General features: G+C 68.7%; 17 protein-coding genes. 8 read left to right on the forward strand and 9 right to left on the reverse strand.

Annotated elements, in window-relative coordinates:
• Positions 1–245: 245 nt before the first annotated feature.
• Positions 246–1,517, forward strand: a complete 1,272-nt coding sequence (locus L1785_RS14540; protein ID WP_236089990.1) for a tetratricopeptide repeat protein — start codon at positions 246–248, stop codon at positions 1,515–1,517.
• A 335-nt stretch (positions 1,518–1,852) separates the two neighbouring features.
• Here L1785_RS14540 and L1785_RS23405 read toward each other — a convergent pair whose 3' ends face one another.
• From L1785_RS23405 to L1785_RS14555, 4 genes are all read right to left on the reverse strand, one after another.
• Positions 1,853–2,449: an RloB family protein gene (locus tag L1785_RS23405; RefSeq protein ID WP_372461869.1), complete on the reverse strand. Its 597-nt coding sequence runs from the start codon at positions 2,447–2,449 to the stop codon at positions 1,853–1,855.
• Positions 2,449–3,783: an AAA family ATPase gene (locus tag L1785_RS14545; RefSeq protein WP_236089991.1), complete on the reverse strand. Its 1,335-nt coding sequence runs from the start codon at positions 3,781–3,783 to the stop codon at positions 2,449–2,451. Before L1785_RS14545 ends, L1785_RS23405 begins: the two co-directional genes overlap by 1 nt.
• 369 nt (positions 3,784–4,152) lie before the next feature.
• A complete protein-coding gene (locus L1785_RS14550) occupies positions 4,153–4,428 on the reverse strand; it encodes a hypothetical protein (RefSeq protein WP_236089992.1) in 276 nt (91 codons plus the stop codon).
• A 334-nt stretch (positions 4,429–4,762) separates the two neighbouring features.
• Positions 4,763–5,509, reverse strand: coding sequence for an MBL fold metallo-hydrolase (locus tag L1785_RS14555; protein WP_236089993.1), 747 nt, complete (start codon positions 5,507–5,509; stop codon positions 4,763–4,765).
• Between the two features lie 108 nt (positions 5,510–5,617).
• On the opposite strand from L1785_RS14555, the gene L1785_RS14560 reads away from it, so the two are divergent.
• Entirely contained in the window at positions 5,618–5,938 is a 321-nt protein-coding gene (locus tag L1785_RS14560; protein WP_236089994.1) for a hypothetical protein, read from the forward strand.
• 28 nt (positions 5,939–5,966) lie between these two features.
• On the forward strand, positions 5,967–6,335 hold the full coding sequence (locus L1785_RS14565; RefSeq protein ID WP_236089995.1) for a hypothetical protein: 369 nt from the start codon (positions 5,967–5,969) through the stop codon (positions 6,333–6,335).
• A gap of 67 nt (positions 6,336–6,402) precedes the next feature.
• Here L1785_RS14565 and L1785_RS14570 read toward each other — a convergent pair whose 3' ends face one another.
• From L1785_RS14570 to L1785_RS14590, 5 genes are all read right to left on the reverse strand, one after another.
• Entirely contained in the window at positions 6,403–6,549 is a 147-nt protein-coding gene (locus L1785_RS14570; protein WP_236089996.1) for a hypothetical protein, read from the reverse strand.
• A gap of 127 nt (positions 6,550–6,676) precedes the next feature.
• The gene (locus L1785_RS14575; protein WP_236089997.1) at positions 6,677–7,516 is read right to left on the reverse strand and encodes an SGNH/GDSL hydrolase family protein; all 840 of its coding nucleotides are present in this window, start codon (positions 7,514–7,516) and stop codon (positions 6,677–6,679) included.
• Between the two features lie 107 nt (positions 7,517–7,623).
• Positions 7,624–8,016, reverse strand: a complete 393-nt coding sequence (locus tag L1785_RS14580) for a VOC family protein (protein ID WP_236089998.1) — start codon at positions 8,014–8,016, stop codon at positions 7,624–7,626.
• Positions 8,017–8,018: 2 nt separating this feature from the next.
• Complete coding sequence (locus L1785_RS14585) at positions 8,019–8,294, reverse strand: ArsR/SmtB family transcription factor (protein ID WP_236089999.1); 276 nt, start codon at positions 8,292–8,294, stop codon at positions 8,019–8,021.
• Positions 8,295–8,396: 102 nt separating this feature from the next.
• Complete coding sequence (locus L1785_RS14590; protein WP_236090074.1) at positions 8,397–9,065, reverse strand: uracil-DNA glycosylase; 669 nt, start codon at positions 9,063–9,065, stop codon at positions 8,397–8,399.
• 413 nt (positions 9,066–9,478) lie between these two features.
• On the opposite strand from L1785_RS14590, the gene L1785_RS14595 reads away from it, so the two are divergent.
• The 5 genes from L1785_RS14595 to groL all read left to right on the forward strand — a co-directional run bounded on the left by L1785_RS14595 (position 9,479) and on the right by groL (position 14,550).
• Positions 9,479–9,727: a DUF3263 domain-containing protein gene (locus L1785_RS14595; RefSeq protein ID WP_236090075.1), complete on the forward strand. Its 249-nt coding sequence runs from the start codon at positions 9,479–9,481 to the stop codon at positions 9,725–9,727.
• Between the two features lie 31 nt (positions 9,728–9,758).
• On the forward strand, positions 9,759–10,382 hold the full coding sequence (locus L1785_RS23255; RefSeq protein WP_236090000.1) for a LytR C-terminal domain-containing protein: 624 nt from the start codon (positions 9,759–9,761) through the stop codon (positions 10,380–10,382).
• A 337-nt stretch (positions 10,383–10,719) separates the two neighbouring features.
• Positions 10,720–10,923, forward strand: coding sequence for a cold-shock protein (locus L1785_RS14605; protein ID WP_236090001.1), 204 nt, complete (start codon positions 10,720–10,722; stop codon positions 10,921–10,923).
• A 189-nt stretch (positions 10,924–11,112) separates the two neighbouring features.
• Positions 11,113–12,810, forward strand: coding sequence for a phytoene desaturase family protein (locus L1785_RS14610; protein ID WP_236090002.1), 1,698 nt, complete (start codon positions 11,113–11,115; stop codon positions 12,808–12,810).
• A 117-nt stretch (positions 12,811–12,927) separates the two neighbouring features.
• Positions 12,928–14,550: a chaperonin GroEL gene (gene groL / locus L1785_RS14615; protein ID WP_236090003.1), complete on the forward strand. Its 1,623-nt coding sequence runs from the start codon at positions 12,928–12,930 to the stop codon at positions 14,548–14,550.
• Positions 14,551–14,671 lie beyond the last annotated feature (121 nt).

Raw genomic sequence — 14,671 nt, forward strand, 5'->3', positions numbered from 1 at the left:
GACATGTAGTGCCGCGATGGCGGGCATTCGCGCGCACTTTGAGGAACGGCGAACTGGGCATCTTTGGACCAGACGGCGAACAGAGCCCCGGCCCCGCCCATCTTGACGCCCGGACGCGCGTCCAGATCGAGGCGGACCTGGCATCGTTTGAGTTGCACCCCGGGCGGTACCTGGCTAGTGACCTGTTGAGCCGCGTGCTTGAGGGTCAGGTGGATCCTCGCAGGGCAGTGAGGATCGCGCGCCATGTGATCGACACGGAGGGTGCCGATACCTCGCTGCGGAGTGTCGCCGACGAAGCGGCGCGGCGATACGATCCCGAGCGGAGTGCGGAGGAACTGGTTCTAACGGCTCCACCACCGCCGATCGACCCCCGGGTGGTGGTCAGAGATGCGCGGAAAGTGTTGGCGAGGTCGCCGCGGAATGCCGTCGTGTGGACCGATCTTGCGCTCGCTCAAACTGAGTCTGGAGAACTCGCACGGGCTCACCGGTCCATCTCCGTCGCATTGTCCCTCGCGCCGCGAAACCGTTTCGTCGTCCGGTCCGCTGCACGGTTCTACGTGCATGTCGGCGAGCCCGATCGCGCCCGTTGGGTGCTCAATAGGGCAGAGCGATGGTCGGACCCGTGGATCGTTTCCGCCGATATCGCCGTGGCTACGATCCTGGGTGATGCGCCGCGGTCGTTCATGCGGCGTGCCGGGCGCTTGCTAGACGGCTCGCATGCTGCGCGCGACACAAGTGAACTGGCATGCGGTCTCGCGAGCCTTGAATTTAGTTCTGGGAACCGGAAGTCCGGGAGAAGGCTGATCACTCTAGGCCTGGAGAACCCTACCGAGAACGCGGTAGCTCAGGCAGAGTTCGAGGCTCAGCGATCTGCTTTCGAACTTCCGGAATCCATGGTCGAGGTTCCTGGCAGCCACGAGGCCCAGGCGCTGGATCTCCTTGACCGTGGCGAATGGGAGCCAGCGGCGTCCGCGGCACAAAAGTGGCAGGCCGATCAGCTCTTCGACCCGGACGCGGCTATGCACCTGTCATATTTGGCGTCCGTTGGCCTTGAGGACTTCGAGACGTCCAGGAGGGCCGCGCAATCTGGTCTGATTGCCAATCCAGATAACGCGATCCTCTGGAACAACGCGGCATTTGCGGCTGCGAATCTCGGCGAGTTGGCTGAGGCCACCACACTCCTGGAACGCGCTCGTCAGTTGCTCGTACTCGCACCGGGAGACGACGTGTCATTCACTGCCACTCAAGGCCTGATCGAGTTTCGATCTGGCAATATCGATCGGGGCCGAGCCGCGTACCGTCAGGCGGTGGAGTCCGCCCAGGGGCACAAGCTCACGAGTCTCGCGGCTCTTGCGGCCGCGTACTGGCTGCAAGAGGAGTCCTTAGCGAACGAGCACTTGGACCGCGGGGTGATAGAGGACGCCGTTTCACTGGTCCAGTCCAGCCGTGAAAAGGGTGCGCAGGCGGTGCTCGATCGCGTAGCTAAGCGGATCGGGTTGACAGCGGACGAGACCTAAGCGGTAGCGGGGGTCCAACCCAGCAGAAACCCAGCGCAATGCCCCAGCATCGAACGAGCAGGTACGGGCATCTATGGCACTGGCGTCAGCCACTGAGTGCGCCGAACGAGAGGCGTCGAGACCCGGCGGAAAAGCGACGAGACCGCCACTTCTAGAATGAGGGGCTACGAAGGATCTGGCCGGCCTGGCGGTGGGCAGGCGGGCGAGATTAGCGGATCGCTAGCTGTTGACCACGCAACGTGACGGGGATGCTTCGCCCTGTCGCTCGCGAACGAGAAGAGTCTTTGGCGCCAGAAACGCGCTGGAAAGCTTTGACAGGACTCGACGACTTCGACTCATTCCCGATGGAGGGTGGCAACCAGGTCCGGCATCGAAGTCGAAGGGTTGCCGCCCATGTTCGTTCTCCCAGGGTTCCCAGCTTCCACCGCCCGCCGGATCGCGTCGCCGAACTTCCCGTACGGAAAATTTGACGGAATGCTCTTGTCGACGATTCCGAAGTTCTCCAGTCGGCGGCTGAGCGACTTGGGAGTCTCATGCCTTCGACAGTCTTCATGATGCCACAATAGCCAGATCTCAAAGCAGGGATTGGAAATGACCATCGGAATCTTGTGTTTCCGTGCTAGTGCGATTGCCTTGTCTAAGCTCGCATGTTCGTCAACATCAACGACAGCCCAGACCTCGTCGAAGGCCTCATTGGCGCCTATGGCCCGATCGCGGTCATCAATAGCACGTTGAACGATCCTCTCAGGGTCCTGTCCCAGACCTTTCACATCAAGTCCGCGGACGCTGATTCCACTCCTGCGAAAGTGTTGAACTAGGCCCTGGAGATACTGCCTCTCGGTTACGGGTCCCTCGGCGACAATGAGAATCCGAGTCCGTTCTTTGCGTGGCCGGTTCGGCCGTTGAATACTACGACCCCGCTTTGCGGCCATCAACCGCGCTCCCCGGTTGCGGCCTCAGGGATTGCATTTCGCTCGATAAGCGAAGCGAGGAATGCTGGCGCAACTGCCGGAACCGCCCCATATCGGCCCTGCAGGTACCGACGCGAGTAGTTGTGGTCGCTTCTGTGTGGGAAGTCGGCGAGGGAAAATATCGAACTTGCACCGTCGCGCCCCTTTTCAACAAAGAAGACTTCTTCAGGGGATATGTTCAACTCAGACGTAGGCGACAGAAAGTACGTGTCGTGCGTCGTGAATATCAGCTGGGCACGTCGGGGATTGGTTTCAGGGTCGGCGAACATTCGGATCATCACCTGAGCGAGCTGGGGATGAAGGCTGGCGTCCAACTCGTCAACAACGAATAGAGTACCGCGCCGCATCGCTGAAATCGCGGGGGCTGCGAGGGAGAGCCACGTCAGCGTCCCTGTACTTTGCAGATCCGATGGCAGGGAGTAGATGTCATGGTCGGCCCCGATGTGCTCAAAGAGCAGCACACGTGCAGCCTCGGCGGCGATCTTATCCAACTCCTCCTCGCTGATTTCTGATTCCTGCACCGCCTCGAAAACCGCCCGGAGAACTCGCAGCTCCTTGGGGTGCCGTTCGTTGACCTTTACCTGTGCACCGGCGATCCCCACGTCGGCCACCTTAAGCATCGTTCGGAGATCCTCAATACGAAAGTCCCCGGTGGTGACCTCTTCAATCAGCGATTGCAAGCGAGTGAAGCGATCCGATTCACCGAACTTGGCAACGTCGATTCCGTCGACAATTGCGCTGCAAAGGTCACCAAGTTGGTCGTTCCCCACCACCCGACCTTTGGAGAGCACAAGTTCCCTCTGACCCAGGGCTTGACGCAAGAGCGCTTCGCCACCGCCAAGCGCGCGCCCAAAGTTGAGGTCATGACCATTCCTCTCGAAGAGGATCCTCTTCCGGCCGGTCGGATACGAGTAGAGCCACTCCTCGATCACGGCATCACGCGTGACAGAGAACCCATATTCGTGACGGACACCGTTGTGCAGGAAGTCCATTACGTATGTTGAAGGCTCTTTCCCAGAAGTGTGGTCGAGTCGAAAGTGCGACCTGCCCAACGTCTTTCTGGTAGACCACGAAGTGGCGGATTCCGCGATGATCGTCTTGAAATAGAGGATGGCGTCGACGAACTGTGACTTTCCCGAGGCGTTCGCACCGTAGATCGCCGCAATTGACGCAACGTACGGCTCCCAGGATCCGTTCTTCGGCAGGCTTGTCTGCAGACTGCTTCGAACCAGGCTGAGCTCCGCTTCGTCACGGAAGCTCCCATGGTTCTGGACGGTGAACCGGAGCATGAACATGCAAGTATTATGCACGCTCGTGCCCGGATGCGTCGAGTTTCGACAGCCCAGGACGTGAGCGTGCATCCGATCCGACGTTCCCGGGGGGCCGATCCGATGACTTCCATTGACGGGGGGAAACTAGCCCCTGCCAACTCGTGCGGGTGGTGCGCGGATGCTCAGCGCTTGAATGCGCGAGGCTTCCCGCTGGCCGCCCTCGGGGCGGTCCTCGCGGGCGTCCCCTTCTTGTTCGACTCCTGGCGGTGGGCGCCCCTTCTCCTCTCGCGCTTGCCTCTGCGGCGTGGAGCCTGTGGGAGTCGTCGCGGTTACCCTTCTTGCCGGCTTCTCGGAGATTCCACAACCCGCCCTGGAGGGGTCGACCCGACCGCCCTAGCGGCGCTCGACGTCCCCCGGGTCCAGCCAGACGCCACGAAACAGGTAGCGCTGGTCGACGAGCTGCACAAGCACGAGGCGGCTTGTCCAGGCGAACGCGACAGTGTCAATCCACTGCTCGCCGTCGTGCTCCCACGCGATCCGAGCCCGCACAAGGATGTGACCCGAGGTCTGCAGCCGACGCTCGGGGATAGCGTGAGCGTTCAGGATCTTCTGCCACTGGTCGACGTCGTACGCCGCCCGTAGGCCTTGGAACGGTTCGTCGTCGGTCACATCCTCAGTGTCCATGCCCATGGCGGTCCGCGGGCCCAGCAGAAAGCCAGCGGAATGGTCTGCACGCAACGAACATGTACGTGCGTCTATGGCACCGGCCGCAGCCGTGCCGCCGCGCCGAACAAGGCGAGACGAGCGCCAGCGGTAATCGGGTGAGAACAAGCGTTCCAGAAACGGAAGGTCGTCGGTTCGAATCCGACAGGCGGCTCCACACGAGACAGCGAGGCCCGGAATCCTGCGGATTCCGGGCCTCGGTGCTGCCGCTTCGATGTCCGCGTCGCGCGCCGATCGGAGGCTCTCCGGGTGGCGACCATGGGCGCGATGACGCCGAAGTTCATCCGGATGAGTGTCGGGCCTGCTCCAGGTTCGACTGGTGGGGGCCGGAGAGCCAGCCTTGACGCAGACGCGCGTCGACCGGTTCCTCTCCTCGCCGCAGCGCGTCGATGTAGGCATGATCGGCGGCGAGGCGGGCCGCGACCTCGGGACCCTCGGCGACGGCCCCGTGGCCCGGGACCAGGACATCGACGTGCCGGGCAGCCTCACCCAGCCGGTCGAGTGCCGTCTCGTGGGCGCCCACCTGATCTGGGCGGCGAGGGTCGAGGAGCGGGATCAGGACGTCGGAGAGCATGTCGCCGGCGAGCAGGACGCCACGGTCGGCGAGGAGGACCGCGGCGTGGCCGATGGCGTGCGCCTGATGCTCGACGATCTCGCCCGGCAGGGGTCCCCCGTCCGCGGGCAGCGGGGTGAGGAGCCCGATCAGCTCGAGGGGGATGCCCGATGCGCTGTCCGCCGCCATCCTCTGCGCCGGCTCTCGGGCTTCACTGGCTGCCTGGGCGCCGGCGGGGGTGGCGTAGCGCTGCACGTCGCCGAACCGGGAATGCCAGAGCAGGTGGTCCCAGTGGGGATGGGTGGAGAACCCAGCGACCACCGGAATGCCGAGCTGGTCCACGTCATCGGCGAGCTGGATCAGATCGGAACCGTCGATGCCGGGATCGACCAGGATCAACCCACCATCCCCGCGCACCACGGTGGCATTGCTCCAGACCCACTCGCTCTGCCGGACCCAGACGCCGTCGGCCACCTGATTCAGCATCGGTCCACTTTGTCAGGTGCTCCGTCCGGCGCGAGTTACGACGCCACGCTCTTCGGGTCCGGATACCCCACGCCATCGACGCCCTAGCCTGGCACCATGTCCATAACCCCCTATGTCTGGCTGCTGATCCCGCTGGGCGCGCTGCTCGCGATCATCCTGGGTGGCGTGCTGATCACGCGCCAGCAGAAGAAGATCGGCACGAGGGCCTCGGCGCTGGCGGGCCGGCCGACCGTCAATGGCTTCCAGCAGGCGGCCGGAGAGTCCCGCGAAGATTTCGTCCGCAGGCACCAGAACCGGTCCGGCGTGGTCGCCAACGGCGCGACGCTGGTGGACCTGTACGACCGGGTCCGGCGGCTCGAGGAACGCATCACTGCGGTCGAGAGCGACCAGGACCGGCAGGGCGACGGGAGTGCCTGAGCACACGACGCCAACTCGAGAGGGGCCCATGTTCACTGGATCGATCGTCGCCGAGTCTCTGCGCGATGATGCCCGCATCGAAGTCGACGGCGTGCACGTGACCTGTGTGAGTCGGTTCCGGGTGAGCGATCCGGGACCCAGGCAGCCACCGGTCTGGACGTTGCTGGAGATCAGTGTCGAACGTCCCAGCGTCGATCCGCTGAGGGAGGTCCTCGAGCGGTCGATCCGGACCGACGGCGGCTGGTACGCAGACTTCCGTGACGAGACCGAGCATGTCGTCGTCTTCGGAGATCGTTCCTTCCGCTACCGAAAGGGCGACGCGACAGGGCGACGGGCTGCGCAGGAGCATGCCCTTGCGCACGGTGTGCCACCGCACCAGGTCGATTGGGCCGACTGACGGGGACCTCTGCCGGCGACGTTCGGACCCGTGGGTCGGAACCTCGCCGGCAGAGCCCGCGAGCCGATCAGTCGCGCTCGGCCAGCAGCGCCTCGGCGACCTCGCGCACCCGGGCGCGCAGGTCGGGATCGAGGCGCGGACGCTCGGGCCAGTGGCCCTCGACGTCGTAGAAGGCCAGGTCTGCGCGGGCAAGCTCCTCGGCGATGTCAGCCATGAAGCGAGGCTACGGCGGGAGCGCGAGAATCGCGCGCGACGCGCAACCTTTCCGGCGCGGGGTTCGGTCAGAGCGGCGGATCGCGCGGGTTGTCCCGGTCGGGTCCCGGCTCAGCGGGAGAGCGGCGTCAGGCGTGCGGCCACGCCTCCGGCGCCGGCCACTTGGGCGTGCGGCCGTCGCCGCTCGACGCGCCCGTCAGCCGTCGCCTGATCCACGGCGCCACGTGCATGCGAGCCCACGCGGCATTCGCGCGGGCCCGCTCGGCGAGCGTCGCGATCGGGCCGACGGGAAGCGGCACGTCCCACTCGTCGTCATCGGGCTCAAGGCCGAGGCCCACGAGCGCAGCCTGCGCCACCCGGTGGTGGCCTTCGGGGATCAGGTGGATGCGGTCGTCGGACCACACCCGCAGGTCCTGCAGCGCACGCATGCCCCACACGTCCAGGACGTGCGCGCCGTGCCGGCGGGCGATGGTCCAGAGGTTCGCGTTGTAGACCCCCACGCGGCCGTTCGTCCAGCTCAGCGCGCCGCCTGCCTTGAAGCCGGTCGCCAGGAGCACGTCGGCGCCGGTCGCCCGGATGGTGGCCACGGCATCCTCGAGCACGCCGCTCAGGGCGTCGATGTCGGCAGCGGGCCGCAGGATGTCGTTGCCGCCGCCCACGAGCGACACGAGGTCGGGCTTCGCCTCCAGCGCGACCGGCAGCTGTTCGGCGAGGATCGAGCGCAGGAGGCGGCCCCGGATCGCGAGGTTGGCGTACTGCAGCGGCTCGGCATCGGCGGCGACGCGCCGCGCGCTGAGCGTCTCCGCGAGCCGGTCGGCCCAGCCGCGCTGGGTGTCGTCGAGCCCGGGGTGCGGGTCCCACAGGCCCTCCGTGAAGGAGTCGCCGATCGCGACGTAGCGCTCCCAGCGGATGGGGGTGGTCGGCGGAGTGCTCGTGGCGTCCGGTTCGGGGTGCGTCGTCGTGCTCACGCCCCTATGTTGCCTCAGGCGCAGGCCCTCGTGGGGCCCGGCCGGTGGTGATCTTGCGAACTCATCCAGGGCCGCCCTGGAGCGGCAGAAGCGTGCTCGCGTGCCGGTCAGGCCGACATCTCGGCGATCTGGATCAGGTTGCCGCACGTGTCGTCCAGGACGGCCGTGGTCACCGGTCCCATCTCGGTGGGCGGCTGCGTGAAGACGACGCCGAGCGCGGTGAGCCGGTCGTACTCGGCCTGCACGTCTTCGACGGCGAACGACGTGAACGGGATGCCGTCGGCAACGAGAGCCTCCTTGAACGGGCGGACGGCCGGGTGGCTGTCCGGCTCGAGCAGGAGTTCGACGCCATCGGGCTCACCGGGGCCGACGACCGTGAGCCAGCGGTACTCGTCGCTCACCGGGACCTCGGTCTTCTTCACGAAACCGAGCACCTGGGTGTAGAAGCGCAGGGCCTTGTCCTGGTCGTCGACGAGCACGCTGCAGACATTGATGCGCATGGTCACTCCTTCGGGACGGGCCACCGTCGCGTGATCTCGCGCAGCGGCGTGGTGTCGAGGTCGTGGAACTTGTACCGGCCCTCGCGCCGGGTGTGGACGAGCCCGGCCGACTCGAGCACATCGAGGTGCTGCGAGATTGCCTGGCGCGACGAGCTCAGGCCGTGCCGGGTCATGAGCCGGCCGCAGAGCTCGAACAGGGTCTGCCCGTCACGCGCAGCCAGCTCGTCGAGGAGCGCTCGCCGGGTCGGGTCGGCCAGAGCCTTGAAGACGTCGCCCACCCCGCCATCATAGGCAAGTGTCCGCTTGCCTGTCACCTGGTCCGACGACGCACGGGCGAACCGTCCGACGTCGGACCAGGACGTGGACCGTAGAGCGGGACGTCAGGGCGTCGGGAGGGCCCAGTCCACCGGGGCCGCGCCCTGCGCCTCGAGCAGCCCGTTCACCCGCGAGAAGGGACGGGAGCCGAAGAAGCCGCGGCTCGCCGACAACGGTGACGGGTGGGCACTCTCGATGTACGGCACGTCGCCCAGCCAAGGCTTGAGCGACTGTGCGTCGCGACCCCACAGGATCGCGACCAGCGGCCCGCCCCGCGCGACCAGCGCGCGGATCGCCGCCTCGGTCACCGCCTCCCAGCCCTTGCCGCGGTGCGAGCCCGGCTCGCCCGGCTGCACCGTGAGGACCCTGTTCAGCAGCATCACGCCCTGGTCGGCCCACGGCCGCAGGTCGCCGTTGGCGGGCAGGGGCAGGCCGAGGTCCGCCTGAAGCTCCTTGAAGATGTTGACCAGGGACTTCGGGATCGGCCGCACGTTCGGCTGGACGGAGAACGACAGGCCCATCGGGTGACCGGGCGTCGGGTACGGGTCCTGGCCGACGACGAGCACCCGCACGTCCCCGAACGGGCGCTGGAACGCGGCCAGGATGTCGCCGGGCGCTGGGAGGTAGGCCCGGCCGGCCGCCGACTCGGCGCGCAGGAAGTCACCCATGGCGTGGATCTGGCCCTCCACGCCCCGCAGGACGTGAGCCCAGTCGGGTGCGATGACCTGCGACAAGGGCGGGCGGTCCGCCGTCACGGCGCCGGCAGGGGGCTGGGTCGGGGCGGGCTGCTGAGTCGTCGTCTCCACGGGCGTGAGGCTACTCGCCGCCACCGACAAGCACCCCCGCACCGCCGGCGCGGGTGGGCGGGGTGCTCGGGAGGCGGGCGGGAGGCGAACAAGAGGTGAATGACATGGGTGTTCTTCGGTCCTACTGTGGGGGGATGAGCAAGACGACGGCGACCGCACCCGAGACCGACAGCGAGAACCAGGTCGGCGAGGTGGTGGGGACCGTCCAGCTGCTCGCAGCGGACGTTCCCGTGCCGAGCGCGGAGCCCTCGGCCGCCGTCGTCGAGGCCGCGCCGGGCGCGGAGACCGAGACGGCGCAGGAGGCGGACCACGAGACGGCGCAGGAGCCCGGTGCCGACGGCCTGACCGACCGCGACCGCGAGATCCTCGCCTTCGAGCGTCAGTGGTGGAAGTACGCCGGCGCGAAGGAGGAGGCAGTGCGGGAGTTGTTCGGTATGTCCGCGACGCGCTATTACCAGGTCCTCAACGCTCTTGTCGATTCTTCGGCGGCCCTCGCGCACGACCCGATGCTGGTCAGGCGCCTGCGACGCGTGCGTTCCACCCGTCAGCGGGCCCGTTCCGCCCGTCGCCTCGCGGATGGCAAGGCCTGAAACCCCATCCGGAGACGCTACCCTGTGGGCCGTGACCAAGAGCACGTACCCGTACCCGCCTGACGAGTTCGACGTCGCCGTGCCCGGCGGCGCCCCGGTGGGCGTGCACCGCGCGCCGCGCAGCGGGTGGAGCTCGGTCTGGCCGTTCCTTCTCGTCGCGGTGATCTGCGCCGGCGTCGCCTGGGGCGGCATCACGCTTCTGAACGGCGACCCGGGTGCGGCCCAGGCGGAGACGCCCGGCGCCTCCGCGTCGCCGGACCCGTCCGCCTCGGCGAGCGCGCCCGCCGACCCGGCGGCGTCCGCCAGCCCCACGCCGGCGGCGGAGCCCCCGGCACCCACCTATCCGGGCGACCCCGCTCAGGCGAACCTGGCGGCGGTCATGGCTGTCTACAACGCCTCGGGACAGCAGGGCGTCGCGGGTAGCACGGTCGAGAAGCTGCAGGGAGCGGGCTTCACCGGTGAGATCGCCGCCGAGACGGCGGGCGACGAGATGGTGGCCGCCAACCCTGCGAACACCGTGCTGTACGGCGCGGACCGGGCGGACACGGCAACCGCGGTCGCGCAGGCCCTCGGCATCACGAACCTCCAGGAGTCGGAGGACGTGACCGACTCGGCCCAGGCGGTCTGGGTCGTGATCGTCACGCCGATCCCCTGAGGTCGTGCCGGCGGCGAAGCGAAGTGCAGGACGCGCCGAAGGTGAACTGAACGCGGGCACCCGGCATATCCGGGTGCCCGCGTTCGGTTCACCTTCGGCGCGTTCCGCTTCGGCGGACTCATTGCGTGACGCGTTGCCCGACCGGCGAATATCGCAGTCCGTGATATGTCCTTACCGGCGCGTCGGCCCGGCGTGTCCCAACCGGCCTGACCTGCGCGTTCGCTGTGCGCTAAATCGGGCATCCGCGACAATGTTGCTTCCGTGGTGTGAGTCGGACCACTAGGCTCGAATCACCACGGGTCGACCGCATGTCCCGTGCGAGAGGTAGGAGAAGTACATGGCCGTGGGCACCGTCAAGTGGTTCAACGCCGAGAAGGGGTATGGCTTCATCACCCCCACCTCCGGTGGTCAGGACCTTTTCGTCCACTACAGCGCGATCGAGACCGACGGCTACCGCACCCTTGACGAGGGCCAGCAGGTCGAGTTCGAGGTGGGTCAGGGGCAGAAGGGCCCGCAGGCGGAGCAGGTCCGCCCGCTGTGACCGACGGGCCGACGGGCGGGGCCACCCGCCCGTCGCCCGGCCCCTCGTCCCCGGGGCGGCGACCACGCACGCCGCGCGGGCACAGAGGGTCGTCAGGAGCCCGGCACCGTCGCCGGCGCGTCTGACAAGCACCGCCGACGGTGTTGTGACGCGTCTGACAAGCACCGCCGACGGTGTTGTGATGGGAGCATGACGCTGCTAGACGCCGTCGTCGTCGGCTCCGGGCCCAACGGGCTGGCCGCCGCCGTGACACTTGCCCGCGCGGGGCTCCGCGTCCGCGTGCTGGAGGCGCAGCCCACGGCCGGCGGGGGCGCCCGCACGCTCTCCGCCTCCGCCATGGGTTTCACGCTGCCCGACGCCGGTCCCGTCGCCCCGGGCGTAGCGCCCCCAGCGGGCACGGACCCGAGCACCGAGCCGGGTGCGCCGACGAGGCCCGAGCTCCTCTTCGACCTCTGCTCGGCCGTCCACCCGATGGCGTGGGCGTCGCCCTTCTTCAGCGCCTTCGACCTGCCCGCCCGCGGGGTGGAGCTGCGCGTCCCCGAGGTCTCCTACGCCCAGCCGCTCGACGGCGGCCGCGCCGCCCTCGCGTTCCACGACCTCGACCGCACCGTCGCAGGGCTCGGGCCCGACGGACCCGCCTGGCGCGCGCTGATCGGAACGCTCGCCGAGTCGTGGGAGCACGTCGCGGCGCTGGTCCTCGGCGACAAGCGCACGGTGACGGGCATGACGGGAAGCCTCGGGGTGCCCGGGCCGAGTCCCGCCCACGGCGAGGCGGTGCACCGGGGCCCGACGGTGGCCGGCGTGCGCGCCGCGCTGCGATACGGCACCGGGCTGCTGGAGCTCGGAACCGGGCGCGACGTGCGCCGGTTCTCGGGCGACCTGGCACCCGCGCTGCTGGCGGGGGTGGCGGCCCACGGGATCGCGCGGGTGCCGTCGGCGGCCGCGGCCGGCGCGGCCCTCCTCCTGGCCGCGCTCGCCCACGGGCCGGGCGGGTGGCCGCTGCCCGTGGGCGGGTCGGGGGCGATCACGGCGGCACTCGTCGCGGACCTCGTCGCGCACGGCGGCGAGATCGAGACCGAGCGTCCCGTCCGGACCGGGCGCGACCTGCCGCCCGCGCGGGCGTACCTCTTCGACACGGCTCCCGGCGCTGTGGCGCAGATCCTCGGGGGCCGCCTGGGGCGGCGGCCGCGCCGCTCCCTGGGGGCGTTCCGGCACGGCAACGGGGTCGCGAAGGTGGACTTCGTGCTGTCGGGGCCGGTGCCCTGGGCGGCGCCAGGGGTCGAGCTGGCCGGGACCGTCCACCTCGGCGGGACGCGGACCGAGGTGGCCGCCGCCGAGGCGGCCGTTGCGAGGGGTCATCATGCGGAGCGGCCCGTGGCCCTGCTGAGCGACCCGGCCGTCACCGACCCGGCGCGCGAGGTCGGCGGGCTGCGGCCGTTGTGGACGTACGCGCACGTGCCGGCGTTCTCGTCGCGCGACGTGACCGAGGAGGTGACGGCGCAGATCGAGCGGTTCGCTCCCGGGTTCCGGGACCTCGTCGTCGCCGCGCGCTGCACCCCGGCCGACCGCATCGCCGACCACAACGCCAACTACGTGGGTGGCGACATCGCCGCCGGCGCCGCGACCCTGGGCCGCTACCTCGGACTGCCCGGCGCTGCCGGCCGGTGGGACCCGTACGCGGGCGGCGCGGAGGGCGTGTACCTGTGCTCGGCGTCCGTGCCGCCGGGGCCGGGAGTACACGGGATGGGCGGGTGGCACGCCGCGCGGCGGGCGCTCGTGCGGGACTTCGACGTGCGGTCGGCGCCGTCGCTGGCCCCCACGCCGGGCGCCTTGCACTCGCACCCCGAGAGTGCCAATAATGGGTTAGCACTCTCGGACCGAGAGTGACAGCACGGTCGAAAGGTGAGGCGCGCCGCCCCGGCGAGACATGGTCGTAGGGGTGACGGGCCGTCCGTCGCGGGCACCGGCCGGCCGGTACAAGCCACCAGCGGAGGATTCATCCCCATGGCCAAGATCATTGCGTTCGACGAGGAGGCTCGTCGGGGCATGGAGCGAGGGCTCAACATCCTCGCCGACACCGTGAAGGTCACGCTCGGCCCGAAGGGCCGCAACGTCGTGCTCGACAAGAAGTGGGGCGCGCCGACCATCACCAACGACGGTGTCTCCATCGCCAAGGAGATCGAGCTCGAGGAGCCGCTCGAGAAGATCGGTGCCGAGCTCGTCAAGGAGGTCGCCAAGAAGACGGACGACGTCGCGGGCGACGGCACCACCACTGCGACCGTGCTCGCGCAGGCGCTCGTCAAGGAGGGCCTGCGGGTCGTCGCCGCCGGCGCCAACCCGATCGCCGTCAAGCGCGGCATCGAGAAGGCCGTCGAGGCCGTCACCGAGCAGCTGCTCAACGCCGCCAAGGAGGTCGAGACCAAGGAGGAGATCGCCGCCACGGCCGCCATCTCCGCCGGCGACACCGCCATCGGCGAGCTCATCGCCGAGGCACTCGACAAGGTCGGCAAGGAGGGCGTGATCACGGTCGAGGAGTCCAACACCTTCGGCCTTGAGCTCGAGCTCACCGAGGGCATGCGCTTCGACAAGGGCTTCCTCGCGCGCTACTTCGAGACGGACCCCGAGCGCCAGGAGGCCGTGCTCGAGGACCCGTACGTCCTGATCGTCGAGTCGAAGATCACGAACGTCAAGGACATGCTGCCGATCCTCGACCAGGTCATGAAGGCCGGTCGCTCGCTCCTCATCATCGCCGAGGACGTCGAGGGCGAGGCCCTTGCGACCCTCGTGCTGAACAAGATCCGCGGCACGTTCAAGTCCGTCGCCGTCAAGGCCCCGGGCTTCGGCGACCGCCGCAAGGCCATGCTGCAGGACATCGCGATCCTCACCGGCGGCCAGGTCATCACCGAGACGGTGGGCCTCAAGCTGGAGAACGCGACGCTCGACCTGCTCGGCCAGGCCCGCAAGGTCGTCGTGACCAAGGACGAGACCACGATCGTCGAGGGCTCCGGCGACGCCGACCTCATCGCCGGTCGCGTGAACCAGATCCGCGGCGAGATCGAGAAGTCGGACTCCGACTACGACCGTGAGAAGCTCCAGGAGCGCCTCGCGAAGCTGGCCGGCGGCGTGGCCGTCATCAAGGCCGGTGCCGCGACCGAGGTGGAGCTCAAGGAGCGCAAGCACCGCATCGAGGACGCCGTGCGCAACGCCAAGGCTGCCGTCGAGGAGGGCATCGTCGCCGGTGGTGGCGTGGCCCTCATCCAGGCCGGCGCCATCGCGTTCGCGAAGCTCGAGCTCGAGGGTGACGAGGCCATCGGTGCGCAGATCGTTGCCGCCGCCATCTCGGCCCCGCTCAAGCAGATCGCGATCAACGCCGGCCTCGAGGGCGGCGTCGTGGCGGAGAAGGTGCGCAACCTCCCGTCGGGTCACGGCCTGAACGCCGCGACCGGCGTGTACGAGGACCTGCTGGCCGCGGGCGTCAACGACCCGGTCAAGGTCACGCGCTCCGCGCTGCAGAACGCCGCGTCGATCGCCGCGCTGTTCCTCACCACCGAGGCCGTCGTGGCCGACAAGCCGGAGAAGGTCAGCGCACCGGCCGGCGGTGGCGACATGGGCGGCATGGACTTCTGATCCACGCCTGACCTCTGCGGAGGCCGTCTCCCCCTCGGGGAGGCGGCCTCCGCCGTCTGCGCGTCGGCCTCCGCCGTCTGCGCGTCGGCCTCCGCCGTCTGCGCGTCGGCCTCCGCCGCGG

The organism is Antribacter soli (assembly GCF_021568775.1).
Lineage (GTDB): Bacteria > Actinomycetota > Actinomycetes > Actinomycetales > Cellulomonadaceae > Antribacter > Antribacter soli.